General features: G+C 70.2%; 25 protein-coding genes and 1 pseudogene. 18 read left to right on the plus strand and 8 right to left on the minus strand.

Annotation, left to right across the window (positions count from 1 at the left end; translation table 11 throughout):
- The first annotated feature begins 2 nt into the window (after positions 1–2).
- From ACYVK5_RS03480 to ACYVK5_RS03535, 12 genes are all read left to right on the plus strand, one after another.
- Positions 3–1,724 (plus strand): FHA domain-containing protein, encoded by a 1,722-nt coding sequence (locus tag ACYVK5_RS03480; RefSeq protein WP_460701896.1) that lies wholly within the window; start codon positions 3–5, stop codon positions 1,722–1,724.
- Between the two features lie 101 nt (positions 1,725–1,825).
- A complete protein-coding gene (locus ACYVK5_RS03485) occupies positions 1,826–3,526 on the plus strand; it encodes a serine/threonine protein kinase (protein ID WP_460701897.1) in 1,701 nt (566 codons plus the stop codon).
- On the plus strand, positions 3,523–4,224 hold the full coding sequence (locus tag ACYVK5_RS03490) for a hypothetical protein (protein ID WP_460701898.1): 702 nt from the start codon (positions 3,523–3,525) through the stop codon (positions 4,222–4,224). Before ACYVK5_RS03485 ends, ACYVK5_RS03490 begins: the two co-directional genes overlap by 4 nt.
- Before the next feature lies 1 nt (position 4,225).
- Positions 4,226–8,701: an FtsK/SpoIIIE domain-containing protein gene (locus ACYVK5_RS03495; protein WP_460701899.1), complete on the plus strand. Its 4,476-nt coding sequence runs from the start codon at positions 4,226–4,228 to the stop codon at positions 8,699–8,701.
- Between the two features lie 134 nt (positions 8,702–8,835).
- The gene (locus tag ACYVK5_RS03500; protein WP_460701900.1) at positions 8,836–9,126 is read left to right on the plus strand and encodes a hypothetical protein; all 291 of its coding nucleotides are present in this window, start codon (positions 8,836–8,838) and stop codon (positions 9,124–9,126) included.
- Positions 9,127–9,302: 176 nt separating this feature from the next.
- Complete coding sequence (locus ACYVK5_RS03505; RefSeq protein ID WP_460701901.1) at positions 9,303–9,578, plus strand: hypothetical protein; 276 nt, start codon at positions 9,303–9,305, stop codon at positions 9,576–9,578.
- A 135-nt stretch (positions 9,579–9,713) separates the two neighbouring features.
- Positions 9,714–10,952, plus strand: a complete 1,239-nt coding sequence (locus ACYVK5_RS03510) for a WXG100 family type VII secretion target (RefSeq protein ID WP_460701902.1) — start codon at positions 9,714–9,716, stop codon at positions 10,950–10,952.
- A 34-nt stretch (positions 10,953–10,986) separates the two neighbouring features.
- Positions 10,987–11,463, plus strand: a complete 477-nt coding sequence (locus ACYVK5_RS03515) for an LpqN/LpqT family lipoprotein (RefSeq protein WP_460701903.1) — start codon at positions 10,987–10,989, stop codon at positions 11,461–11,463.
- A complete protein-coding gene (locus tag ACYVK5_RS03520) occupies positions 11,460–12,008 on the plus strand; it encodes a hypothetical protein (RefSeq protein WP_460701904.1) in 549 nt (182 codons plus the stop codon). Before ACYVK5_RS03515 ends, ACYVK5_RS03520 begins: the two co-directional genes overlap by 4 nt.
- A 24-nt stretch (positions 12,009–12,032) precedes the next feature.
- Complete coding sequence (locus tag ACYVK5_RS03525; RefSeq protein WP_460701905.1) at positions 12,033–12,224, plus strand: hypothetical protein; 192 nt, start codon at positions 12,033–12,035, stop codon at positions 12,222–12,224.
- Positions 12,225–12,338: 114 nt separating this feature from the next.
- Positions 12,339–12,977, plus strand: a complete 639-nt coding sequence (locus ACYVK5_RS03530; RefSeq protein WP_460701906.1) for a hypothetical protein — start codon at positions 12,339–12,341, stop codon at positions 12,975–12,977.
- Positions 12,978–12,987: 10 nt separating this feature from the next.
- The gene (locus tag ACYVK5_RS03535; protein ID WP_460701907.1) at positions 12,988–13,794 is read left to right on the plus strand and encodes a class I SAM-dependent methyltransferase; all 807 of its coding nucleotides are present in this window, start codon (positions 12,988–12,990) and stop codon (positions 13,792–13,794) included.
- A gap of 141 nt (positions 13,795–13,935) precedes the next feature.
- On the opposite strand, the gene ACYVK5_RS03540 is transcribed toward ACYVK5_RS03535, so the two are convergent.
- Positions 13,936–15,339, minus strand: coding sequence for an FAD-dependent oxidoreductase (locus ACYVK5_RS03540; protein ID WP_460701908.1), 1,404 nt, complete (start codon positions 15,337–15,339; stop codon positions 13,936–13,938).
- A gap of 366 nt (positions 15,340–15,705) precedes the next feature.
- Between ACYVK5_RS03540 and htpX the strand changes: the two genes are divergently transcribed.
- Positions 15,706–16,605, plus strand: a complete 900-nt coding sequence (gene htpX, locus ACYVK5_RS03545; protein WP_460701909.1) for a zinc metalloprotease HtpX — start codon at positions 15,706–15,708, stop codon at positions 16,603–16,605.
- Positions 16,606–16,740: 135 nt separating this feature from the next.
- Here the strand turns inward: htpX and ACYVK5_RS03550 are convergent, their stop codons facing one another.
- Positions 16,741–17,550: a potassium channel family protein gene (locus ACYVK5_RS03550; protein ID WP_460701910.1), complete on the minus strand. Its 810-nt coding sequence runs from the start codon at positions 17,548–17,550 to the stop codon at positions 16,741–16,743.
- A gap of 206 nt (positions 17,551–17,756) precedes the next feature.
- Here ACYVK5_RS03550 and ACYVK5_RS03555 point away from each other — a divergent pair, with 206 nt between their 5' ends.
- Entirely contained in the window at positions 17,757–18,254 is a 498-nt protein-coding gene (locus ACYVK5_RS03555; RefSeq protein ID WP_460701911.1) for a YajQ family cyclic di-GMP-binding protein, read from the plus strand.
- Between the two features lie 107 nt (positions 18,255–18,361).
- Here ACYVK5_RS03555 and ACYVK5_RS03560 read toward each other — a convergent pair whose 3' ends face one another.
- From ACYVK5_RS03560 to ACYVK5_RS03585, 6 genes are all read right to left on the minus strand, one after another.
- The gene (locus tag ACYVK5_RS03560) at positions 18,362–18,667 is read right to left on the minus strand and encodes a hypothetical protein (protein WP_460701912.1); all 306 of its coding nucleotides are present in this window, start codon (positions 18,665–18,667) and stop codon (positions 18,362–18,364) included.
- 183 nt (positions 18,668–18,850) lie between these two features.
- A complete protein-coding gene (locus tag ACYVK5_RS03565) occupies positions 18,851–19,015 on the minus strand; it encodes a hypothetical protein (RefSeq protein WP_460701913.1) in 165 nt (54 codons plus the stop codon).
- Complete coding sequence (locus ACYVK5_RS03570) at positions 19,015–19,548, minus strand: hypothetical protein (RefSeq protein ID WP_460701914.1); 534 nt, start codon at positions 19,546–19,548, stop codon at positions 19,015–19,017. Before ACYVK5_RS03570 ends, ACYVK5_RS03565 begins: the two co-directional genes overlap by 1 nt.
- A 186-nt stretch (positions 19,549–19,734) precedes the next feature.
- Positions 19,735–20,136, minus strand: coding sequence for a hypothetical protein (locus tag ACYVK5_RS03575; RefSeq protein WP_460701915.1), 402 nt, complete (start codon positions 20,134–20,136; stop codon positions 19,735–19,737).
- 170 nt (positions 20,137–20,306) lie between these two features.
- Complete coding sequence (locus ACYVK5_RS03580) at positions 20,307–20,564, minus strand: hypothetical protein (RefSeq protein ID WP_460701916.1); 258 nt, start codon at positions 20,562–20,564, stop codon at positions 20,307–20,309.
- Positions 20,561–21,433, minus strand: coding sequence for an HAD family hydrolase (locus ACYVK5_RS03585; protein WP_460701917.1), 873 nt, complete (start codon positions 21,431–21,433; stop codon positions 20,561–20,563). The genes ACYVK5_RS03580 and ACYVK5_RS03585 overlap by 4 nt, the downstream gene beginning before the upstream one ends.
- A gap of 199 nt (positions 21,434–21,632) precedes the next feature.
- Between ACYVK5_RS03585 and ACYVK5_RS03590 the strand changes: the two are divergent.
- From ACYVK5_RS03590 to ACYVK5_RS03605, 4 genes and pseudogenes are all read left to right on the plus strand, one after another.
- Positions 21,633–21,800 (plus strand): annotated as a pseudogene (locus tag ACYVK5_RS03590) (helix-turn-helix domain-containing protein); the annotation flags it as partial.
- 330 nt (positions 21,801–22,130) lie between these two features.
- The gene (locus tag ACYVK5_RS03595; RefSeq protein ID WP_460702998.1) at positions 22,131–22,733 is read left to right on the plus strand and encodes a hypothetical protein; all 603 of its coding nucleotides are present in this window, start codon (positions 22,131–22,133) and stop codon (positions 22,731–22,733) included.
- Positions 22,734–22,770: 37 nt separating this feature from the next.
- Positions 22,771–23,340: an HD domain-containing protein gene (locus tag ACYVK5_RS03600; protein ID WP_460701918.1), complete on the plus strand. Its 570-nt coding sequence runs from the start codon at positions 22,771–22,773 to the stop codon at positions 23,338–23,340.
- Between the two features lie 220 nt (positions 23,341–23,560).
- Entirely contained in the window at positions 23,561–23,695 is a 135-nt protein-coding gene (locus ACYVK5_RS03605; protein WP_460701919.1) for an albusnodin family lasso peptide, read from the plus strand.
- Positions 23,696–23,723: the final 28 nt, after the last annotated feature.

The raw sequence follows: 23,723 nt of genomic DNA on the forward strand, positions 1-23,723 counted from the left end.
AGATGACTGTGCACTACACCGAGGGACCTGCCCGCGCGGTGATCCGGGGAGAGACCGTGGTGGTCCTCCCGGACAAGGCCGACGCCACCCTGCTGACCGAGCTCTGGTCCGAGTTGGACGGCGCGGCCGACGGCGTCGCCGCCGCGCTCGGCGTGCTCACGTCGGTGCCCGGCGGTCTGCGCGCCGTGCCGCCGTTCGCGGTGGTCACCGTCCAGTCCACGGGAGCGGCGCACGTGGCCGTCCGCGGCCTGGGCGTGGACGTGACCGTGACCACGGCCGGCGGCCCGGTCCAGGTGACGGGTCAGGACGTCGTGTCTTGGTCGGAGCGTGTCATCGAGGAGCCGACGTCGTTCGTGGTGGGGGTTCCGACCGACCGCGCCGCCGCCGGGGTGACCTCGTCCGACGGCGGTCTGCCGGTCGAGTCCGCGGTGGTGCCGGCGTCGTCGGTCCGCCGGGTGCTCGTGGAGGGCGCGCTGAGCGGCTCGCCCGTCGGCTCGTCGGCGTCGGGCTCCCCGGAGACCGGCCCGGCCGGCACCCCGGAGCAGGACGAGGCGTCGGTCTTCGCGAGGATCCCCGGGGTCGGCAGCGCTCCGCCCGTCCCGCCGCCACCTCCCTCTCCGGGACCCGGGCCGGCCGATCCCTCCGTGAGCCCTGGCGACGGGTCCGCGACACCGTTCGCCCCGCCGGCCGGGCCGACGCCGGGCAGCCCGGCGTCGGACAGCCCGGCGCCGGGCAGCTCCGCGCCGGACAGCCCGGTGCCGGAGGCGACGCAGATCGGCGGCGACGACGAGTACGAGCACCTGTTCGGCGAGACGATCATGCGCAGCGTCGAGGACGCCGCCGTGCGCGCCGCGGAGGAGGACGAGGAGGAGGGCGACGAGAGCCCGGCCGCCTCCGGACCTGCCTCCGCCGTGCCGGCGGCGGACCTGCCGCCGGCGGCCGAGCCCCCGGGGGCGCACGCCGCGCCGGAGCCGGCCGACGAGCCATGGCAGGCGCCGAGTCTGATCTCCGAGATTCCCGGCAGCTTTCCGGGGCCGTCTCCGGCGGTGCCGGGCGAGACCCCCGCCGCCGCGCACCGCGCCGCGGCCGTGGACGAGGCCGGGGCCGGGGCCGAGGAACCCGACGACCATGACGGCCACACCGTGATGCAGTCGGACCTCGCCGCCCTGCGCGGCCCGGGCAGCTCGGCGTCACCCGCTCCCGTCGTCGAGGCCCAGCCGGTCTCGGGCGGCGTCCAGATCCTGGCCGTCACCTGTCCGAACGGCCATGCGAACCCGCCGGCGCGGCCGACCTGCCGTACCTGTGGCGAGGGCCTGTCCGGCGAGCCGTCCACCGCGGCGCGCCCGCCGCTGGGCCGGCTCGTGGTCACGACCGGGTCGGCGCAGGGCGGTGCCGCCGGTGCGAGCGGGGAGCAGATCGTCCAGCTCGATCGCGCGGTCGTCGTGGGACGCCGCCCGCGGACGTCCACCACGTCCGCCTCGGAGATACCGCGGCTCGTGACGGTCTCGAGCCCCAACCAGGACATCTCCCGCTCGCACCTGGAGATCTCGCTCGAGGAGTGGCACGTCCTCGTGGCGGACATGGCCACGACTAACGGCACGACGCTGATCCGCCCGGGTCAGCCGCCGCGCCGCCTCCACCCGAACGAGAAGGAGATCATCGCCGACGGCGACGTGGTCGACCTGGGCGACGGCGTCACCCTCAAGTTCGAGGGGATCTGGTGAATCTCCGGATCCCGCGCTGAGCGCACGGTACTTGTGGGGTTCACGCCCCAGAGCCCACGGGCACGGTGCACTCGACGAAGAGAAGACACGAAAGGAACCGAGTGAGCAGCAAGCGAGCGCCCTCCGCGCCGCCTCAGATCGATGGTTACGACTTCAAGAGAGTCATCGGTTCGGGCGGCTTCGCGGACGTGTTCCTCTACGAGCAGCGCCGCCCGCGTCGCCAGGTGGCGATCAAGGTGCTGCTCAAGGAGTGGTCGAGCGCCACGCAGAGGGAGACGTTCGACGTCGAGGCCGACCTCATGGCCACGCTCGGCAACCACCCGTCGATCGTGACGATGTACGAGGCGGCCGTGGCTGGGGACGGCCGCCCGTACCTGGCGATGGAGTTCTGCTCGCGCCCGAACCTCGGGGCGCGCTACCGCAGCGAACGCTTCTCCGTCGCCGAGGCGATGCGCACGACGATCCAGATCGCCGGGGCCGTGGAGACCGCGCATCGCCTGGGCATCCTGCACCGCGACATCAAGCCCGCGAACATCCTGGTCACGCAGTTCGGCCACCCGGTCCTCACCGACTTCGGCATCGCGTCGACCGTCGACGAGGCGTCGGCCGCCGAGGGCATGTCCATCCCGTGGTCGCCGCCGGAGTCGTTCCAGGACCCGCCGGTCAGCGGGATCGCGACGGACGTGTGGGGCCTGGCCGCGACGTGCTACACGCTGCTGGCCGGCCGGACGCCGTTCGAGGTTCCCGGCGGGTCGAACCGCTCGGCGGACCTGATCGCCCGGATCGAGACGGGCGCGCTGCCGCCGATCGGCCGCACGGACGTGCCGCCCTCCCTGGAGCGCGTGCTGGCCACGGCCATGAGCAAGCGGCCTGCCTCGCGCTATCCGACGGCGCTGGCGTTCGCCCGGGCGTTGCAGCAGGTCCAGGTCGAGATGTCGCGCGACATGACGACGATCGACATCCTCGACGAGTCCGGCCAGATGCACCAGGAGGAGGATGACGCGGAGGAGGACGGCACCAGGTTCCGCAGCGTCGTCTCGATCGACCCGGGGCAGCAGGCGCCGTCGGCTCAGGTGCCGGCCCAGCCGCCGATGGCCGGGCCCGGTTCGGTTCCCGGCTTCGCGCCCGCCGCTCCGACGGCGGGCGGTTTCGGCCCGCCGGCGTCGGGTACCGGGATGCCGGCGCAGACCGGGGCGCCGTCGTCGTCCATGAGCCGCGCCTCGGCGCCCGACCTGCCGTTCGTCGCGGGCGACCGCTCCGGCGTCGGCACCGTCGAGGAGACGGTGGCGCGCACGTCGCTGCCCGCCGGGCAGCAGGGCGCCCAGGAGTACGTCGCGCCCGCGCCGAAGGAGGAAGAGCCGAAGCCCAGCCCGTGGCGGCTCGTGGCGCCGATCCTGGGCGTCGTCGCGCTCGTGGCGGTCGCGGTGCTGGTCTTCAACCTGAAGCCGTGGGAGGGCCGGGACGACGACGGGGATCCGACGGTCGCCGAGTCGAACGCCGGGCCGATCGACATCGCGTCCAACCACGTGGCACCCCCGCTCCAGGTCACGGCCGAGGCCGACGGCGACCAGGTCGTCGTGACCTGGGAGCCCCCGGAGTCCTTCGAGGAGGGCGACGGGTTCGGGTACCGGGTGGACAGCCTGACCGAGGAGATCGTCCTTTTCGAGTCCCTGGGCAACGAGACCACGGTCACCGTGCCGCGCGAGGCCGGCGCCACGTGTGTCGAGGTCGTGACTCAGCGTGACAACAACCAGTCCAACCCCGAGCGCGCCTGCGTAGCCGCCGAAGGGGCGGATGGATGAGCACGCTGTCGATCGAGTTCTGCGGGGAGTGGTTCCGGCCGGACGGCGACAGCGACAGCTTCGACATCGGCCGCGAGGGTGACCTCACCGTCGACGACAACCCGTACCTGCACCGCCGCTTCCTGCGCGTGACGCACGAGGACGGGATCTGGTGGCTGTCGAACGTCGGCTCGCTGATCGCGGCCACGGTGTGCGACGCCGGAGGCGGGGTGCAGTCCTGGCTGCCTCCGGGCAACCGGCTGCCCATCGTCTTCCCGAGCACCTCGGTGGTGTTCACGGCCGGCCCCACCACCTACGAGCTCGGCCTGCACCTCGAGGACGCGCCGTACCACGAGATCTCGTCCGACGACGACGCGGGCACCGGCGCCACGACCATCGGCGCCATCCGGTTCACCACGAGCCAGCGCCAGCTCATCGTCGCGCTCGCCGAGCCGATGCTGCGCCGCGAGGGCAGCGGGCTGAGCGAGATCCCCAGCTCCGCGGCCGCGGCCCGGCGGCTCGGCTGGGCGAGCACGCGGTTCAACCGCAAGCTCGACAACGTGTGCGAGAAGCTCGACCGGATCGGGGTCAAGGGCCTGCGTGGTGACTCCGGATCCCAGGCCACCAACCGCAGGGCGCGTCTCGTCGAGTACGCGGTCGCCTCACGCCTGGTGACCGCCGACGACCTACCCCTGCTCGACCTGAAGGACGACGCCTGACGTGCGGATCAAGCTGACACTCAACCGCCCCGACCAGACCTCCGCGAACGTGGCGGTCACGGCCGACGCGACGGCCACCGTGCGGGACGTCGCCGAGACCCTGTTCTCGGCCGACCCGACGCGCAACGGCGCCACCGCACCCGAGAACCTGACCCTCCAGGTCCGCGGCGAGTCCGGGGGCAGCGGCGCCGACAGCCGCGTGCTCCGCCCCGACAGCGACCTCACGCAGGCCGGCCTGCGCTCCGGCTCGACCGTCGAGATCGTCCGGGTCTCCGACCAGTTCATGGTCCCCGGCGCGGACCGCGGCGCCGCCGTCGCCACGCTCCGCGTGATCGAAGGGCCCGACGCCGGACGGGAGTTCCCGCTCCCCGTCGGGACGTCCTACATCGGCCGCGGCCGCGACATGGACATCCGGCTCTCCGACAAGCAGGTGTCCAAGCGGCACGCGCGCATCGTGGTCGGCGAGTCGATCGAGGTCCACGACCTCGACTCCGCCAACGGCCTCGTCATGGGCGGCCAGGCGGTCACCCGGGCGACGGTGACCAGTTCCGACATGATCACCATCGGGAACGACGTCGTCTCCGTCATTGCGCTGCACCGGACCACCAGCATCGCCCCGACCAGCCCGGCCGTCGAGTTCAACCGGTCGCCGCGGGTCGTGACCCGGTTCGGCGAGCACGAGATCAAGGCACCTACGCCGCCCGAGCCGCCCAAGCCCCGCCCGCTGCCCTGGATCATGATGGTGATCCCGTTCATCATGGGCCTCACGATGTTCCTGATCTTCGACAACGTGCGCATGCTCATGTTCATGTTCATGGGCCCGATGTTCATGATCGGCATGTGGTATGACCGCAGGGTCAACGCGAAGAAGGAGTACGAGAAGGCGACCGAGCAGTTCCTCGAGGCGGTCGAGTACACCAAGGAGCGGATCCGCCGCACCCACGCCGTCGAGCGCGCCGTGCGGATCGCCGAGACGCCCTCGCTGGCCGAGGCGATCGACAACGTCCGCCGGCTCGGCGGCCTGATGTGGACGCACCGGCCGGAACACCGCGGATTCCTCACCGTCCGCCTCGGGCTCGGGCGCGCGCCCGCCCGCACCGGGTATACCGAACCACGGGAGAACAACGCCCTCCCCGAGCACTGGGAGCAGGTGCTCGAGCTCAAGCAGCAGTGCGTCTTCATCGACGACGTGCCCTCCCCGGCCGCGCTGCGGTTCGGGGGCAGCGTCGGCATCGCCGGCCGGTCCGGCGCGGTCGAGGGAGTCGCACGGTCCGTCATCCTGCAGATGATCGCGCTGCACTCGCCCGCCGAGGTGGTGATCACCGCGCTCACCTCGAACCGGTCGCGACAGGACTGGGAATGGCTGCAGTGGACTCCGCACACCGGCTCCCCGCACAGCCCGCTGGGCGCCAGCGACCACCTCGCCGCCGACCCCGGTCAGGGCGCGGCCCTGCTCACCCGGCTCGAGGAACTCATCGAGGCCCGGGGCATGAAGCTCGACGGCCCACCGCCCCTCGAGGGGGAGCGCGACCCCGAGAAGGACCGCGGCGACCAGCCGCCCAAGCCGATCCTCCCGTCCGTCGTCGTCCTGGTCGAGGACGACGCCCCGCTCGAACGCTCGCGCCTCGTGCGCCTCGTCGAACGCGGCCCCTCCGTGAACGTGCACGTCGTGTGGGTGGCCCCGACGGTCGAGCAACTACCTGCCGCGTGCCGCACGTTCGTCGTGCTCGACCCCACCGCCGGGGCCGACGGCGCCACCTCCGGTCAGGTGCACTACGGACTCCTGTCCTTCCCGGTGCGCTCCGAGACCGCCGACCTGGCCACCGCCCACGAAATCGCTCGCATCCTCGCGCCCGTGGTCGACGTCGGCGCCGCGGTCAGCGACGAGACGGACCTGCCCCGATCGGTGTCGTACCTGGCGCTCGCCGGTACGGAGGTCGCGTCGGAGGCCGGCAGCATCATCGACCGGTGGAAGGAGAACCTGTCGCTCACGCCGCGCGACGGGTCGCCCCCCGTCCGGCGCAAGAACCCGACGAACCTGCGCGGTCTGGTGGGACACAACGGCATCGAGCCGTTCTACCTCGACCTGCGCACCCAGGGCCCCCACGCCCTCGTGGGCGGCACCACCGGTGCCGGTAAGTCGGAGTTCCTGCAGTCCTGGGTGATGGGCATGGCCGCGGCGCACAGCCCGGATCGCGTGACGTTCCTGTTCGTGGACTACAAGGGTGGTGCGGCGTTCGCCGACTGCGTGCACCTGCCGCACACGGTCGGCCTGGTCACCGACCTGTCGCAGCACCTGGTGCGACGCGCCCTGACGTCGCTGCGCGCCGAACTGCACTACCGCGAGCACCTGCTGAACCGGAAGAAGGCGAAGGACCTCGCGTCGCTGGAGAAGACCGGCGACCCCGAGGCGCCACCGAGCCTCATCATCGTGGTCGACGAGTTCGCCGCCCTGGTCGGCGAGGTCCCGGAGTTCGTGGACGGCGTGGTCGACGTCGCCCAGCGTGGCCGGTCCCTCGGACTGCACCTGATCCTGGCGACCCAGCGCCCGGCCGGCGTGATCAAGGACAACCTGCGCGCCAACACGAACCTGCGCATCGCCCTGCGCATGGCGGACGAGTCCGACTCCAAGGACGTGCTCGGCGACAAGATGGCGGCGCACTTCGCGGCGTCGATCCCGGGGCGCGGGGCGGCGAAGACCGGCCCGGGCCGCATCACCACGTTCCAGACCGGTTACGCGGGTGGCTGGACCTCGGACGAGCCGGAAACCCGGCAGATCGACGTCGAGGAGCTGGACTTCGGCGTCGCCCGGAAGTGGGAGATGCCGGCGGTCGAGTCGTCCGACGACGGCGGCGACCCCGGCCCCAACGACATCTCGCGGATGGTCCGGATCATGCGCGAGGCAGCCACCGTCGCGGGAGTCCCCGAGCCTCGCAAGCCCTGGCTGCCGGAACTCGCGGAGACCTACGACCTGGCGCTGCTGCCGAACCCGCGCACCGACGCCAAGCTCCTGCTCGGCGTCATGGACGACCCGCACGGCCAGGCGCAGCCCACCGTGCACTACGAGCCGGATGCGGACGGCAACCTGGCCGTGTACGGCGCCGGCGGTTCGGGAAAGAGCACCACGCTGCGCACGATCGCGATCTCCGCGGGACTGACCGTGCGGGGCGGACCGACCCAGGTGTACGGCATCGACTGCGGCTCGGGCGGTCTGACGATGCTGGAGAACATGCCGCACGTCGGTGCGATCATCGACGGCGAGGACGAGGAACGGATCACCCGTCTCCTGCGGAGGCTGACCGAGGAACTCGAGTCCCGCTCGGCGCGGTTCGCCGAGGCGCGGGCCGGCAGCATCGCCGAGTACCGGAAGATCGCGAACAGGCCCGACGAGCCGCGCATCTTCGTGCTCGTGGACGGATTCGCGGCGTTCCGGGAGTCGTACGAGATCAGCGTGTCGCGCGGGTTCTCGATCTTCGGCGCGTTCACACAGCTCGCCACTGACGGCCGCCCCGTCGGGATCCACATCGTCATGACCGGTGACCGGGCGCAGAACATCCCGCCGTCGCTGGCGTCCACGGTGCAGAAGCGCATCATCCACCGCATGGCGCGGGAGGACGACTACATGATGCTGGCCGTGCCCAAGGACGTCCTCAACCCGACGTCGGCGCCCGGCCGGGCCATCATGTTCGGGCAGGAGGCGCAGATCGCCGTGCTGGGCGGCGACTCGAACGGCGTCGTCCAGTCGCGCGAGATGGGCAAGCTCGAACACGCGATGGAACGCGCGGGAACGCCCAAGGCGCCCGGAGTCGAGCGCCTGCCGGACGACTTCATGCTCTCGGCCCTGCCGCCGACGGTCGGCAACCGGCCCACGATCGGCCTGCGGGACCTGGACATCACGCCGATCGCCCTGCCCGAGCGGTCGCCGCTCATGCTCGCGGGCCCCCCGGGTTCGGGTCGCACGACGACGTTCGTGACGATCGCGACCTCTCTGCGGCGGAGCACGAGGACGAGGCTGGTGTACTTCTCGTCGCGGCGCAGCAGTGTGGGCTCGATGGACCTCTGGGACAAGGTGGCGCAGACCCCCGAGGACGTCCAGGAGGCCGTCAAGGAACTCACCGAGGCGCTTCAGGCGGACAAGTTCCCCCCGGGGAGCCTCACGGTCATGATCGAGAACTACACCGAGCTGACCGGTACGCCGGCTGAGAAGCCGCTGGAGGCGTTCGTGAAGGCCGCGGTCCGCAAGGAGATCATGATCATCGGCGAGGCGGAGTCGTCCACCTGGTCGAAGGCGTTCGCGCTGGCCGGTCCGTTCAAGTCCGGCCGCAACGGCATCTTGATGACGCCGGGCGACATGGACGGAGACTCGCTCCTGAACACTCCGCTGGGCCGGCTGCGGCGCAAGGATTTCCCGCCCGGGCGCGGGTTCCTCATCAGCGCGGGCCGGCAGGCCAAGATCCACGTCGCGCAGCCCGGGTGAGGTACCTGGGATCGTGACGGACCGGGATGGGGAGCTCTCCCCATTCCGCCGTGCCACGGACTCTGATTGAGTACGTGGTGTCGAAATCAACCGAGGTCGCCCAGCAGGGGTGGCCACCGATGGAGGAGTAAGAAATGCCCCTTGACCACAGCTCTGCCAACGTTTCCGGTCTCGATGTCGAGGCAGTCCGGGCGCTTTCCCAGCTCCTGCAGCAGTCTGCCGACCAGCTCCGGCAGATCGGCGACCAGATCAACTCCACGATGGAGCAGACGCAGTGGAACGGTCAGGACGCGTCCCAGTACGAGGAGCTGTGGGACGGCCAGTACTACGTGACGCTGCAGCAGCTCTCCGAGCAGTTCATCGAGCACGGCCAGACCGCTGAGCGCAACGCCAGCGAGCAGGAGGGCACCTCGAACGCTCTCTGACGCGTTCCTCCTCACGGCGTGAACACGATGGGTGCGGTGCCGGTCCGGTGCCGCACCCATCGCTCGTCGGTGGGCGATCAGGTGGTGACATCCGGGAGAATCCCCGGGTAGGTGCGTAGCGGTGATCCAGGCGAGGCCCCTCGACCCATGGGCGGCCGGTAGTGAAGGAGAAGGACATGGCGGGAGACATGCTCGGCCTCGACATCGAGGCGGTCCGGGAGATGGCGAACGTCCTGCGTCAACAGGCCGAAGAGGTCCGTTCGACGGTGCAGGAGATCACCCAGCAGCTGGGTGAGACCGACTGGATGGGGCCGGACGCGGATCGGTTCGAGGACGAATGGGTGAACACCCACGCGTCGAAGCTGAACGAGATCGCCGCGGCGCTCGACGACTTTGCCGGGTCGGCGGACGCCAACGCCGCCGAGCAGGAAGGCACCTCGAGCTCGTACTGAGCCCGGGGCGCGCCTTCGCAGCAGAGTGCAGCGGCGGGGGTTTGAGCGGCAGCTGAATGCGACGGCCCGTCACAGGCCGTGTGGACCGAGGGAAGAACTCTACCGCCGGGGCGCGGAAGACTTTAAGGAGAAATCATGAGCGGAGGGCTTTACGGCGCCGATATCGAGGCGCTGCGGTCATTCGCCGACCGAGTCGCCCAGGGCGGTGAAACGCTCGCCAATGTCGTCAACGTCGTCGACTCGGCGATGCCGGCCGCCGATGGGTGGAGCGGCCCGGACGGCGAGGAATTTCGCGCGGAGTGGACCGACTTGCACGCGGTCCGGCTGCGGGAGACGGCGGCCGCGCTGCGCGACGTCGCGTCCACGGTGCGCGAGAACGCCGACGACCAGCAGGAGACGTCGGGCGACCTGTCGGGTGGCGGGGGCGGCGTGGGCAGTGGTGTGGGCGGCGGCGCGGGTGCCGGCGGAGGCGGCGGTGCCGGGTCCGGCGGTGACGAGGGTTACGACTACGAGGGTGGCCTGCCGGACGTGGGCTCGGACCCGACGGCGGTGAACGACCCCGACGACCGGACGTCGGGCAGTGTCCACAACGGCAGCCAGCACAGCAACGAAGGCGGCTGGGTCGAGGACGAGAACGGCAACCTGGTCCGTGCCGAAGGCGACCAGGACACGGCCAGCACGTCCGAGAGAGGCGACATCCACCACACCCTCGCCGAGGGCGAGGCCGGCGAGTTCTACGGGTACGAGGAAGGCGTCGGGGGAGAGTTCGGTGACGAGGACGGTGCGCACGGCTCCGGCTCGGCCGGTGTGTCCGCGGGAGCAGGGTGGGACACCTCCGGCGAGGTCAGCCTGTCCGAGAACGGCCTGGTGGCCGAGGGACAGGTCGGTGGTGAGGTCGGGCTCGGCGCGAATGCCGAGGGCCAGGTCGGATACGGCGACCACCTGAGTGCCGAGGGCTCGGCCGGGGCCTTCGTCGGGGGCAGGGCCGACGTGAACGGCGGCCTGTCGATCGGTCCGGACGGGCTCGGCGCCAGCCTGGGTGGTGAGGCCTTCGTGGGTGCGGAGGCGGGCGCCGACGTGTCCGGAACCGTCGCCGGCGTGACAGCAGGCGTGGGAGGCCAGGTGTACGCGGGCATCGGTGTCAACGCCGGATTCGACGCGAACGTCGGGTGGGACGAGGTGAGCGTGGACTTCGAGCTCGGTGCCGCTCTCGGCATCGGGGCCGGATTCGACGTCTCGCTCGACTGGTCGCCGGCTGACACGGTCGACGCCATCACCGACGTCGGCGGTGACGTCCTCGACGCCGGTGGCGACCTTATCGACGGGGCCGGTGACCTGGCCGGCGACGCCTGGGGCGCCGTCACCTCGCTCTGACACGACCGCGGTACAAACCTGATTGGATGGAGAGATGAGCACAGTCACCTACCCGAGCGAGACCTTCCCGGGTTTCCCCGCCGTGGTCATGGACTGCCCCGAGGGCTGGGTCACGCACTCGGTGCCGCAGGCGCAGATGGCCATCATCCAGGAGCGGCCCGAGGGCGAGTTCCGCCCGAACGTCGTCGTGGTGATCCAGCGGATGCCGGCGGAGCAGAGCATCGAGGCCGTGATCGAGCAGGCCGTGGCGAAGTTCCAGGCCACGCCGGGGTACGAGGAGGTGGGCCGGCTGGACACGACGTTCGGCGGCCTGCCCGCGGTCCGGATCGAGGGCGCCTGGACCACTCAGCAGGCCGGCACGATCGCGCAGGCCCTGCGGATCGCCGTCGTGGAGCACGACGGCGTACGCGACATGGTGGAGGTCACCGGTACCTGCGCGGGCCCACAGGCCGCGGAGATCTGGCCCCAGGTCCGCGAGATCCAGGACAGCGTCAAGCTGGCCGAACAGTGACGGACGACCGCGCCGCTCAGTCCGGGGGCCCGGTCCAGAGGATCGTCTTCCTCGGTGGCCTGGCCCTCGCTGCCGGCGGTGTCTGGGCCATCCTCCAGGGGAATGTGTTTCTGGGCGTCGCCCTGCTCGTCGCCGCGGGCATCATGGTGCTCGCGCGCGGGATATGGGTGACGCGGCGCGGTCTGAAGGCTGTGTCCGAGCGGGAGAAGGCACAGGTACCGGAGCCGGCCGGCGGTTCGCCGGCCGCCCCGACCCCCGTCGACCGGGTGGTCGCCGATCTCCTGAGCATGAACAGCGACGGGCTGCCGTATCTCGTCGAGGCGTCGCGGAAGGCCGGCGGCGTGCGCGTGGACGTGCGCTGGAAGGTCGAGGAGGTGCGCTGGCAGACCCTGTTCGTCCGGGGGAAGAGGGCGTACGCGTGGCGCATGGAGGTCGACCTGGACCCGGCGACCGGACAGTACAAGTTCGTCGAGTACTCCGGGTCGGCGTCGGTCCGGTCCGCGCTCAGTCCGGGCGGCGGGTTCATCCATGCCAGCTGGAAGTGAACCCGCGGCAAGACCGCCGGTCAGGTGTCCGGGAGCGTCGTGCAGGGCGCCGACGGCGAGGTCACGGTGCGGGGCCAGGCCGGTCCGCGCACCTCGTGGGAGGGCGTCGCCATGATCAGGCCGGCCGACGCCAAGGTCCCGGTGTTCACCGTGCTGCGCCAGAACGGCTGGCGGCCGCGTTTCGACTGGTTCGGAGCGCGGATGTTCGAGAAGTAGCCCGAAGCGACCGGTCGAACCACGGCCGTACCGACGTAGTGGGCCCGGCGCGCGGCGCGATAGTTTTCACCCGCGTGGCCGAACTGCCCTCAATCCAGGAAGTGAGTGATTCACATGCGAACCCGACGTTCCCTGCTGGCCGCCCTGACGGCCGGGGTTCTCGCGTCGACCCTGACCGCCTGCTCCTTCTCGGTGGGCGAGCTGGAGGAGATCGGCGGGGACTCCGCCACGGCCGGCACGGACACCGAGAGCGCGGACGAGGGCGCGACCGACGAGACCACGGCGGGAGGCGACACGGCCGCCGCGAGCATGCAGACGATCCAGGCCTCGCACATCACGGCGCAGGTCCCGACCGACTGGGCGCCCTCGGCCGACGAGGACCCGTGGAAGTACATCCACCAGAAGCCGAACGACCAGGGCGGCGTCGTGGGCCGGATCGCCTTCATGCCGGGCGGCCAGGCGATGGATGCGCAGGAGTCCGTCAACTGGTTCATCGACCAGGTCGACGGCACCGGATCGACCGACGACAACTTCGCCCCGGTCAACACGCTCCGCACGGACGGCCAGCGGGCGAACACGTCGTACACCTATCAGTCCGGCGGCGAGACGTACGTGGCTGTGGTGTGGGGCATCACCGACAGCCAGGGCGCACCCTCGCTGATCCAGCTCTCCGGCGTCGAGACCGTCATGACGCAGGACTTCGTCACGCAGGTGGACCAGTCGCTGGACCTCACGGGCGACTGGCAGGGCTGATCGCCGCCCGATGACAGCCCGGTCCGACAGGCGGCCTCCGCTGCGTGCGATCGCCGTCTCGTTCGGCGAGGACGCGGAGCGTTACCACCGCACGCGGCCCGGCTACCCGCCGGCGCTGGCCGACGTTGTACTCGACGGCCTCGGCGGAGCCGGTGCACCCGACGTCCTGGACGTCGGGATCGGCACCGGCTCCGCCGCGGCCCTGTTCCGCGACGCGGGCTGCGAGGTGGCCGGCGTCGAGCCCGACGAGCGCATGGCGGCCCTCGCGCGGCGCGCCGGATTCCCCGTCGAGATCCGGGCCTTCGACCACGGGTACCCGGCGGAGCGGCAGTACGACGTCGTCGTCTCCGGACAGGCATGGCACTGGGTGAAGCAGCGCGGGGGCGCCGTCAAGGCGGCCGAGCTGCTCCGGCCCGGCGGTCGGCTCGCCGTGTTCTGGAACGTCTGCGTGCCGGAGCCGCGGGTCGCGGCGGCACTCGCCGACGTCTACCGCGGCGAGGACATGGGCCTGGACTTCGTGCCCTGGGAACGGTCCCCGCTGACCGGCTACGAGAGGCTCGCCGAGGCGGCCACCGCCGGCATCTGGGGCTCGCGCGCCTTCGGTGCGGTGCGGCGGGTCGACATCCCCTGGCAGGTGGAGTTCACCCGCGACGCCTGGGTCGACCAGGTGCCGACCCTGGCCTGGCACGAACGCCTGTCCCCGGAAGCGCTGTCCCGCGTCCTGGAGGGCAACGCGAAGGTGATCGACGGCCTGGGCGGCACGGTCACGATGCCGTACACGACACTCACCGTCCTGACGGACCGCCGTCCTGACTGAGGCCGGCGTGCCGCCGATGCTCGTGCGGCGTGCGGCGTGACCGGTGCCCACGTCCGGACCGACCGCGGCCTGGTACGACGACGGCCGCGGTCACCTTCCGTAGGGAAGGGGCCCCGGCCGTCGTGGTACTCCGCGTCGGGTCTACCGCTCACCCTGGGTGATCGCGATCATCTCCTCGCGGGGGACGACCTTGATCCGCTCGCGGTCCTCCGCCTCGCCGAGCGCGCGCTCGTGGGCGTCGAGCAACTCCCAGCCGGACCACTCGACGACCCGCACGCCCTTGTCGGCGAGGAACGTCTTGATGGCCTCCGGGTCGCCCTGCGGCGCGGTGCGGCCGCCGTCCAGGTCGCCCTCCGACACGGCGGCGCCGTCGGCGACGCCGACCACGTCCTCGACCAGGTGCTTCACGGTCTCGGACGCGTCGGACTTGGTGTGGCCGATCAGGCCCACCGGACCGCGCTTGATCCAGCCGGTGGCGTAGACGCCGGGCACGTGCTCGCCGTCCATGTCGACGACGCGGCCCTCACGGTTGGCGATGACGCCCTTGTGGTCATCGAACGGGATCTCGCTGAGCGGCGACCCGAAGTAGCCGACCGCCCGGTACACGGCCTGCACGGGGAAGTCGTGGAACTCGCCGGTGCCCCTGGCGGTGCCGTCGCCCTGCAGCGCGGTGCGCTCCGTGCGGAAGCCCGTCACCTTCCCGTCCTCGCCGAGCACCTCGGCCGGCTGGTGCAGGAAGTGCAGGTGGATGCGGCGGGAGGCCGTCTTGGCCTCCGGGTCGTCGAGCGCCCAGTCCGTGAGCGTCTTGACGACCTGCTTGGTCTGGTTCGACGAGTTGATCGCGGACTCGGACCCCTCGTCGAAGTCGTAGTCCTCGGGGTACACGATGATGTCCACGTCCGGGACGTGACCCAGCTCGCGCAGCTCCAGCGGCGAGAACTTCACCTGCGCCGGGCCGCGGCGGGCGAACACGTGCACGTCGGTCACCGGCGAGGCCTTGAGACCCTCGACCACGTTGGCCGGGACCTCGGTGGGCAGCAGGTCCTCCGGGTGCTTCGCCAGCATGCGCGCCACGTCGAGCGCGACGTTCCCGGCGCCGACGACGGCGATCTCGCGCGCCTCGAGCGGCCAGGTGCGGGGCACGTCGGGGTGGCCGTCGTACCAGGAGACGAAGTCCGCGGCCCCGTGGGAGCCGTCCAGGTCGATGCCCGGGATGTTCAGGTCGGCGTCCTTGATGGCGCCGGTGGAGAAGATCACGGCGTCGTAGAACTGCCGCAGGTCCTCGAGCTTGACGTCGGTGCCGAAGTCGACGTTCGCCAGCAGGCGGATGTCACCGCGGGAGAGAACCCTGTGAAGCGCCACGATGATCTGCTTGATGCGCGGGTGATCCGGCGCGACGCCGTACCTGACCAGCCCGAACGGCGCCGGGAGGCGCTCGAACAGGTCGATCGAGACGTCGAGGTCGGTCTTGGACAGGATGTCGCTCGCGTAGATGCCGGCGGGTCCGGCACCGACGACGGCGACGCGCAAAGGTCGGGTGCTCACGAAGAGGCGCCTTCCGGTCGATGGGCTGTACACAATCGAAGGCCAGGAGCGATTCTACCGACCGTGTCAGGTGACCCTCATCGCTGTCCACAGGGCGAGTTCGTGAGGATGTCGCGCGGGGGACAAAAGCCGGTGCTCAGCGGCACAGGTTCGCAATCCGGAAGTGACGCGCCCGCTGGCGGACGCGTGGTGGATCACGTGGGAGCGATCCCTGTGGCCGCGGGCAAACCTCAGTCCGGCAGTTCGCGGATCCGGACTGCACGCCTCGACTGCGGTCCGTCGTCGTCGGGCATCATGCCGACGGCGAACCGGGGAACCGTTCGCCGCGACGAGCCGTTCAGCGGGGTGGGTGGAAAGGAAGTAGCGATGCATCGGCACTACAACGGTCTGAAGACCGCCGCGATGTTCGGCGCGATGTGGGCAGTGCTCCTCGGGATCTGGGTCCTGACGGGCGGGCGCTCGGGCTTGATGTGGATCTTCGTCCTCGTCGGTCTCGGGACGACGGCCTACAGCTACTGGAACTCCGACAAGCTCGCGATCCGCGCCATGCATGCCTATCCGGTCACGGAGCTGCAGGCGCCGGAGATGCACCGGATCGTGCGCGAGTTGTCGACCCAAGCCCGCAAGCCCATGCCCCGGCTGTACATCTCGCCCACCAAGGCGCCCAACGCGTTCGCCACGGGCCGCAACCCTGCCAACGCGGCCGTGTGCTGCACCGAGGGAATCCTGAGCCTGCTCGACGAGCGGGAGCTGCGCGGTGTGCTGGGACACGAACTGATGCACGTGTACAACCGCGACATCCTCACGTCGTCGATCGCGTCGGCCATGGCGGGAGTCATCACCTCCGTGGCCACCATGCTGATGTGGTTCGGCGGCAGCCGCGAGGGCGGTAACCCGCTCGCGGCGCTCGCGACGGCGCTGCTCGCACCGATCGCGGCGACGATGATCCAGTTCGCCATCTCCCGCACCCGCGAGTACGACGCCGACGAGGACGGGGCCAAGCTCACCGGCGACCCGCTCGCCCTGGCGTCCGCGCTGCGAAAGCTGGAGCGCGGGACGCAACTCGCCCCGCTGCCGCAGGACCGCGAGCTGACGAACGTCTCGCACGTGATGATCGCGAACCCGTTCCGCGGCGCCGGCATCGCGCGTATGTTCGCCACGCACCCGCCGATGAAGGAGCGCATCGCCCGCCTCGAGCGCATGGCGGGCGGTCCGGGCGGCACCTACGGCAGCCAGTACGGCCCGGGCGGCTTCGGAGGGTTCTGACGAAGCGGGGCCCGCGCCGCGGTCGGTTGGTTGTCGAGATCGGTCGGTCGGATGTCGTGAAATCGGCCCCCCGAGCGGCCGACCGCTCGACAACGAACCGACCGGCGCCGACGACGGACCGACCGCATCCACCCGTCAGTTCTCTTCCTGCCGGGGGATGCGTGCCAGCGTGCCGTCGTCGTCCAGGCGGCTGCGGGCCGCGGCGAGTTCCGCGCGGAGTGCATGGACCTCCTCCGCCCTCTCCGCGCGGAGGATGCGGACCTCCTCGGCCAGGACGTCGACCTGGCGGCGGGTTGCCGCCTCCTCCTGCTCGTTGGCCTCCTCGACGGTCTGCACCATCCACGAGGCGAGCGTTGCCGTGACCACACCGAGCAGGGCGACGCCGCCCAGCATCAGGCCGGCGGCGATGAAGCGTCCCGTGACCGTGACGGGATAGAAGTCTCCGTACCCCACGGTGGTCATCGTGACGATCGCCCACCAGAACCCTTCCCAGAGGTTCGTGATGTTCGAGCCTTCCACGTGGCGCTCGGTGTCCGTGATCGCCAGGGCGCTGGTGAGGATCAGCAGGGCGGTGCCGCCGGTGGCGTAGGTGACGACCCGGCCGCGCAGCCGCTGCACGCCCGTGCGGCTGAACCGCTGGATCACCTTGACCAGCAGGAGGAGCCGGAGCGGGCGCAGCAGGGGCAGCACGACGACCAGCAGGTCGATCCAATTCCTCCGGACGAACTCCCACGAGTACCCGGACAGGTGGAGCCGGACCATGTAGTCGGCGGCGAACACCATCCAGGCGATCGTCATGAACGTGTTGCACGCGGTCTCCACCAGCGCGGGAACGCCGTCGAACGCGATCGGCAGGCCGTAGGCGACAAGAAAGAGCACGGCGACCGCGACGAGGGGCCACTCGGTACGCCGGCGCCAGGTATCGAGGTCAAGGCTGCGGAACATGGTTCGCCACTGTAGCGAAAGGGACGACGGCGGTCGGCGGGCCGGGCCGAGCGGAGCTGACGACGGCGGTCGGCGAGTCTGGTCCGCGACCTGTTACGGCCGGCCACAACGGATTCCGTTACGGTCGGCCGTAACGGACTCGCGGTTCCGGCAGGGCGACTACGGTTGACCCAGTAACTGACCCGCGAGGAAGAAGGAGCACGGTCGTGGCCGACTCGTCGTTCGACATCGTCAGCAAGGTGGACCGCCAGGAGGTCGACAATGCCCTCAACCAGGCGTCCAAGGAGATCTCGCAGCGGTACGACTTCAGGGGCGTGGGCGCGTCGATCTCGTGGAGCGGCCAGGACAACATCGTCATGGTCGCCAACTCGGCCGAGCGCGTACTTGCCGCACTCGACGTGTTCCAGACCAAGCTGATCAAGCGTGGCGTCTCGCTCAAGTCGTTCGACACGGGGGACAAGGAGCCGCAGGCCTCCGGCAAGGAGTACCGCCTCGTCGGGTCCCTCAAGGAGGGCCTGGCCGGCGAGAACGCGAAGAAGATCACCAAGATCATCCGCGACGAGGGCCCCAAGGGCGTCAAGACCCAGGTCACCGGCGACGAGGTCCGCGTCACGTCGAAGTCGCGCGACCAGCTCCAGGAGGTCATCGGACTCCTCAAGGGCGCGGACCTGGACGTGGCGCTGCAGTTCACCAACTACCGATAACGGTGCTGGTCAGGGGCCGTTCTTGGCCCCTCGGTCCGCAGGGAGTCCGCAAGTCGGTTCGGTGAGGACCGTGGGCGGGCGGTCGCCAAGGTTTCGGGCCGCTCGCCTCAGGAGGTTTGCGCCGCCTTGGCGGCGGGCTTCGCGGACAGGACGGTGCGCATCAGGGATGTCGCCGCCGCCCGCGTCTTGTCCTCGGCGCTCGGCCACAGGTGTGCGTACGTGCTGAGGGTGAACACGCCGTCAAGGCCGGCGAGCCCTGGACCCGTCACCTGCCGCCGCGCCCCACCGGACGAGGCCAGGCCGCATGGCTCCGCGCCGCCGTGGCTGTCTACCGTGACAAGCACCACATCACCAGCGACCACCCCTTCGGGGATGCGCCCACCACACTCGTCCAGTAACGCGACGCCGAACACGCCGCAACCGCGCTCCTGCACGCCCAGCCGACGCCGCCCAGTCCCGGCGGGTCGCCGATGCGGGAACCCGGCCGCGACGGCCCGGGCCTGTCGCTGTGATCGCAGTGAGGCGAACGACGTCCTAGTCGTGAAAGCGCCCCCGGCCAGGTGTGACCTGGCCGGGGGCGCTGCGCGGCGTGTGAATCAGCCGTCGTGCTCGGCGCGGTCGGAACCGGCCGACTCATTCTTGTTGGAGCCGGGGCACTTCCCCGTGCCGGGGCCGCCCTTCTGGTGCATGGCGATCTTGCTGCGGACGATGCCGACGCGCTGTCGGCAGTCGGGACACTTCACGCTGTAGCGCTTGGCCATCAGAATGCCTCCGATATGTGGTATCTGGACTCTTCGGTCCGGCGCTGGCCGGGCTTGAGGGTGTAGAACGGCGTCGAGTACGTGCGTTCCAGGCTGTGCCAGTAGATGCAGAACCCGAACTGCGGCTGGTACATCGCCTCGCGGGTGGACAGCCGCCGAACACGGTCCATCTCCTTGTTCCCGGAGTTGTTCAGGACCACCACCAACCACTCCTCCAGGTCGTCCATGCGGATGCGACCGTCGGGAGAGATATTCAGATCGATGGGTGCGACCGGCTCGGGCGGGTCGCCCTCGACGATCTGTTCGGGCTCGTCGTAGCTGTCACCGGAGGGCTTGAAGTTGGCGTTCGCTATGCCCATGTACATGACCCCGCCTGCCGGTGAGCGCAGCACGATCCCATCGGTGTGTTCCCCCACGCCGGGGTCCTTGCCGATGCCGGTCTCGGCCCAATCCAGGCGCTCGACCCCCTCGGGCAGGTTCGCATCGATGACAGGCCACAGCCACGGCAGAAAACGGTAGAGACGCATGAGCATGAGCCTACGGCGGGCTCTCTCCTCTCGGTCGTGTTGCGGGTCATGCCCGCTGGATTGGGGTGGGTGGGCCGGGACTCGGGGCGCGAGTCCCGGCCCGTCTGGGCCCGCCGGGGGTGGCGGGCCTGCGGCCGGGCGTTGTGCATGGAGGTGCAGGGATTTCGGGGGTGCACGCCCGACCGCAAGTTCTCAGGTGTCGCCTGTGGCGCGGATCGGCAGGTTGTCCTTGGTGTGTCTGCCTCGGGTGACGGCGTCGAGGTCACGGCGCGGCATCACGCGTTCCATCGCCGCCCGGGCGGGGGAGTTCGGAGCACCGAGCACGACACACGCGGCGTTGAGGTGTGCGAGTTCCTTCTCCAGCCGGTTGCGCGCGGCCGACAGGAGCGCGGCGCCGGGCAGGATGACGACATCTGCGTGCGCGTCGCGGGCGTGCTGGGTGATCTGGCTAATCGTGGCCGCGTCGTACTGGTCCTCAACGATCTGGACGAGCGCGTAGCCCTGCGATGCGGCATAGCCGCGCACCTCGGCGTATTGGGATCGGTCGTGGGCGTAGCCGACCGCGACCGGATGCTTGGACGCGTGCTGGGACATGAGCGGTTCTCCTGTCAGCGGAAGGCAGAGGGGTCCGCGGCCTGGCTGGGGGTGGGCGTGATGATTGGGAGGATGCGGCTCGGCGTGCCGGGCTCACCGCCGTACCCGTGAGGCGCGCAGCACGCCCAGCAGTACGGCGAGCACGACGACGTACCCGATCAGCACCCAGGTCATGAGGTCGCCTTGTCTGCGGGTTCCAGTTCGTCGGGTGCCAGGATCGCCCGGTCGAAACCTCCGCGATCGATGCGGACGCGTACGGGCCAGAATCCGGGGACGTCGATCTCGACGACGGTCCCGGTGGCGCCGATCAGCATGCGGGGCCCGTCTATCACCCGCACCCGGTCACCTACTGACCAGCGCGTGGACGGTTGTGCGGGCTGGTGGGCCGTCTCGGCGGTGAAGTCTTCCTCGCCATCGAAGGTGCTCATCGCGTACCCGCCCCGCTCGGCGTCGGCAGCGGCGGCTGCTCCCGGGTAGACAAGGTCAGGGAGTCCAGCGCAGCCGCCGCGCCATGGTGGTCAATCGTTCCGGTGATGTAGTTGGCGGCGTCCTTGACGTCCTGCGCCGATTGCCCCATGGCGAACCCGTGCTGCACCTGGCGCAGCAGGCGCACGTCGTTGGCGCCGTCGCCGATCGCGGCGGTGTCCTCGGGGTGGATGCCCCACCGCTGGCGCAGCGCGTCCGCCTCGCTCGCCTTCGACAGCCCTCGCTCGGTGACGTCGACCCAGTCCTCGGCGGCCGGGGTCGCGGTGAACCCGGCGCCCTCGATCTGCGGGGCGAAGGCCGCGATCCCGGGAGCGTGCACGACGGCGCGGGTGGTGGGCTGCGACCACAGGACCTTCTCGTGCACGACATGCTGCAGGCCGTTCAGCCGTCCCGTGGGGAAGGGCTGGTTCACGTGCCAGCCGACACCGACCTGCTCGACGGCCATGAGCACCTGCGGCTCCACGGCCATCGCCACCGTCAGCGCGGCCCACGGATCGAACACCCGCTTGCGGATCACCGTGAACGGGCGGCGGCGGTTGCCGGTCAGCTCGGCGGTGATCGCGCCGTTGGAGGCGATGAAGACACTGCCCTTGCCCAGCCCGAGGTGTTCGGCGATCGGCAAGACGCCCACTACCGACCGACCCGTACACGGCACCACCCTGATACCCCTGGCGACCGCCGCCGCCACCGCTCGACGCGTTCGCTCCGGCACCACGTTGTCCCCCTCGCGCACGATGGTGCCGTCCAGATCGATGAAGGCAACCCCCACCGGGCGGCGGGGAGTCAGGGACTCGTGTGGGGTAGTCAGCATTTCGTGCTCCGGTCGATCGAGTTCGCGGACTGGTCCTTCACTGGCGTGACGTCCTGCAGCGGCCAGCGGGACTTGGTCCTTAGGGACGCGATTCAAGGCTGCGACCGGGAGTGACGTGGTTGAACTGACTGGTGGTACGAGTTTCGTGACGTCGTGCGAGGCGCATGAGAGCCTGACGGACGTGAGGGGGCCAACAACCATGACCTACGTGCGGGGTGAAGACCCCGCCTTGGAGATCGGGGTGATCTCCGGCTTCGTGCTCAAGGCGTTGCGAGGAGCGGTCGGTCACACACAAGCCGGTCTCGCGGAACGTCTCGCAGTCGACGTGTCCACGGTGCAAGGCTGGGAGTCTGGCCGACGCCCGCTGGCCGCGCTGCGAGCCGCTGACCTGATGCGCCTACGTCTCCGGCTCGTGGCACTCGGCGCGCCGCTTGATGCAGCGGCCATGCTGATCGAGGCCGTCGACGCCGACATGATCCTCACTATGCTGGCCCAGTCCTCAAGCAGGTCGTTGCCCTCGGCGGCGCACCCGCTAGGGACATCGGTCCACCGACGCACATTGGTCTCTCTGCTCACGTGGCCCTTCACCGGGATCGCGCCCCGTGCACTGCGCCACTTGCCCCGCCCTCGTAGTCGCGGTCCTGTCAGCGATCGGCCAGTGCTCGATCCGAGTCTGCGATCAGCGATCTTCGACCACGTGCTCGCTGCAGCTGAGCGGGCACGGCACCCAGAGGGCGGGCTTCTCCGGCGTCAGGCCGCGTACTTGCTCGGCTTCGACCAACGTTCCGGGACCGACGAATGGCTCTTGGGCGAGTACACGCGGGCGATCGAGACGGCGCCCGCACGCGGCGACGCGGTCGCGACGATCCACGGCAGATCTGCTGCCCTCGCCCTCGCGCGACTCGGCGATCGCGACCCACTACGGAGGTTCATCGACGTCACACTCGCCGACGACGCTCATGCCGAGGTCAACCTCACCTATTGGGCCTACTGGCTCGGCGAGATCCCCGCTGAGTACGCCGACGACCACTCCATGGTTCGCCACGGCCAGCACGCGTGGGCCGGCAACCGACTGCTCGACCACCTGCTCCACCACCTGGACGATCCGCGCAACGGCCCGCTGAACATCCACAGCCTCGCCACCGTGGTTGCCGCGCGTCCCGCACTACTCAGCCAGAATCCCGCCGCCCGCGTCGAGGCAGCCCGGTGCGTCGAGGCCGCACTCGATGGAAACATGGGACGCCATGCCACCAGCGACCTGAACAATGTCCGCTACGCCATCCGGCTCGCCGCACGATGAACCGCTGCACGACGAATCTGTCATGAAGGAGTCCACCATGACCGCTCCGCACGAAGACTCTCCCGCCACCGGGGTCGCCACGTTCGCCTACGAGATGGGTGTGCTCAAGCGTCTGCGCCGCGCCGGTTGGTGGCACGTCGGGGTTCGCGACCCCGAGTCCGTGGCCGAGCACAGTCTCCGTGTGGCTCAGCTCGCGGCACTCATCGCCGCTGAGGAAGGCGCTGACCCTGCCCGGGCTGCCTACCTCGGGCTCTGGCACGACTCGCAGGAGACGCGCGTCACCGACATCCCGCACTCAGCTCGCCCCTACATGACCAAGCCTGACAACGTCGCCATCTCCCGCGACCAGGTCAAGCCCCTGCCGGATGCCGCCGCCAGCACCGTTCTGGACGCCGTGACCGAGTTCGAAGCCCAGGAAACACCCGAAGCGCGGTGCGCCCGCGACGCCGACAAGCTCGAATGCCTCATCCAGGCCATCGAGTACCGGCACAACGGACAGCAGGGGGTCGAAAACTGGATCGAGTCTTCCCGCGCCGCCCTCACCACCGCCTTCGCCGCCCGTGTCGCCGACGCCGCACTCCAAACCGACCCCCTCGTCTGGCGGTGACCGGCAACCAAGTCGCAAATCGTTCCGTCTTCCGTCGCAGGATCCTTCACCCCGCGTGTGGGTCAGGGTTTGTTGACCCTCGCATGCCCCTCTGGCTCTGAATGCCCGATCCACGTCGGGAAACTCGTACCGCCGGTCAGTTCAGCCACGTCTTGCTTGGCTGCAGGCTTGGTCCAGCACCACGGGACCGTCCCGTGGTGCTGGACCAAGGAGGCCCGTCATGGAGCAGAACATGCCGCGGGACATCGCACCGGCGGAGACCGACACCGTCGTCGAACTCGGCGACGTGGTCGCACTGACGCTGGGCAGCAAGCAGAAGGCCGGCACCGAGGACAAGCGCTACACCTACCGCTGAGGGTCTTGCGCTGGTGGGTTCGGCTGCG

It is taken from the genome of Myceligenerans halotolerans, assembly GCF_054782975.1.

Bases quoted from the DNA above. Each gene is read 5' to 3' on its own strand.
- ACYVK5_RS03480 (WP_460701896.1), top strand. From the start codon at position 3: ATGACTGTGCACTACACCGAGGGACCTGCCCGCGCGGTGATCCGGGGA.
- ACYVK5_RS03490 (WP_460701898.1), top strand. From the start codon at position 3,523: ATGAGCACGCTGTCGATCGAGTTCTGCGGGGAGTGGTTCCGGCCGGAC.
- ACYVK5_RS03500 (WP_460701900.1), top strand. From the start codon at position 8,836: ATGCCCCTTGACCACAGCTCTGCCAACGTTTCCGGTCTCGATGTCGAG.
- ACYVK5_RS03505 (WP_460701901.1), top strand. From the start codon at position 9,303: ATGGCGGGAGACATGCTCGGCCTCGACATCGAGGCGGTCCGGGAGATG.
- ACYVK5_RS03510 (WP_460701902.1), top strand. From the start codon at position 9,714: ATGAGCGGAGGGCTTTACGGCGCCGATATCGAGGCGCTGCGGTCATTC.
- ACYVK5_RS03515 (WP_460701903.1), top strand. From the start codon at position 10,987: ATGAGCACAGTCACCTACCCGAGCGAGACCTTCCCGGGTTTCCCCGCC.
- ACYVK5_RS03530 (WP_460701906.1), top strand. From the start codon at position 12,339: ATGCGAACCCGACGTTCCCTGCTGGCCGCCCTGACGGCCGGGGTTCTC.
- ACYVK5_RS03535 (WP_460701907.1), top strand. From the start codon at position 12,988: ATGACAGCCCGGTCCGACAGGCGGCCTCCGCTGCGTGCGATCGCCGTC.
- htpX (WP_460701909.1), top strand. From the start codon at position 15,706: ATGCATCGGCACTACAACGGTCTGAAGACCGCCGCGATGTTCGGCGCG.
- ACYVK5_RS03550 (WP_460701910.1), bottom strand. From the start codon at position 17,550: ATGTTCCGCAGCCTTGACCTCGATACCTGGCGCCGGCGTACCGAGTGG.
- ACYVK5_RS03565 (WP_460701913.1), bottom strand. From the start codon at position 19,015: ATGGCCAAGCGCTACAGCGTGAAGTGTCCCGACTGCCGACAGCGCGTC.
- ACYVK5_RS03570 (WP_460701914.1), bottom strand. From the start codon at position 19,548: ATGCTCATGCGTCTCTACCGTTTTCTGCCGTGGCTGTGGCCTGTCATC.
- ACYVK5_RS03575 (WP_460701915.1), bottom strand. From the start codon at position 20,136: ATGTCCCAGCACGCGTCCAAGCATCCGGTCGCGGTCGGCTACGCCCAC.
- ACYVK5_RS03580 (WP_460701916.1), bottom strand. From the start codon at position 20,564: ATGAGCACCTTCGATGGCGAGGAAGACTTCACCGCCGAGACGGCCCAC.
- ACYVK5_RS03585 (WP_460701917.1), bottom strand. From the start codon at position 21,433: ATGCTGACTACCCCACACGAGTCCCTGACTCCCCGCCGCCCGGTGGGG.
- ACYVK5_RS03600 (WP_460701918.1), top strand. From the start codon at position 22,771: ATGACCGCTCCGCACGAAGACTCTCCCGCCACCGGGGTCGCCACGTTC.
- ACYVK5_RS03605 (WP_460701919.1), top strand. From the start codon at position 23,561: ATGGAGCAGAACATGCCGCGGGACATCGCACCGGCGGAGACCGACACC.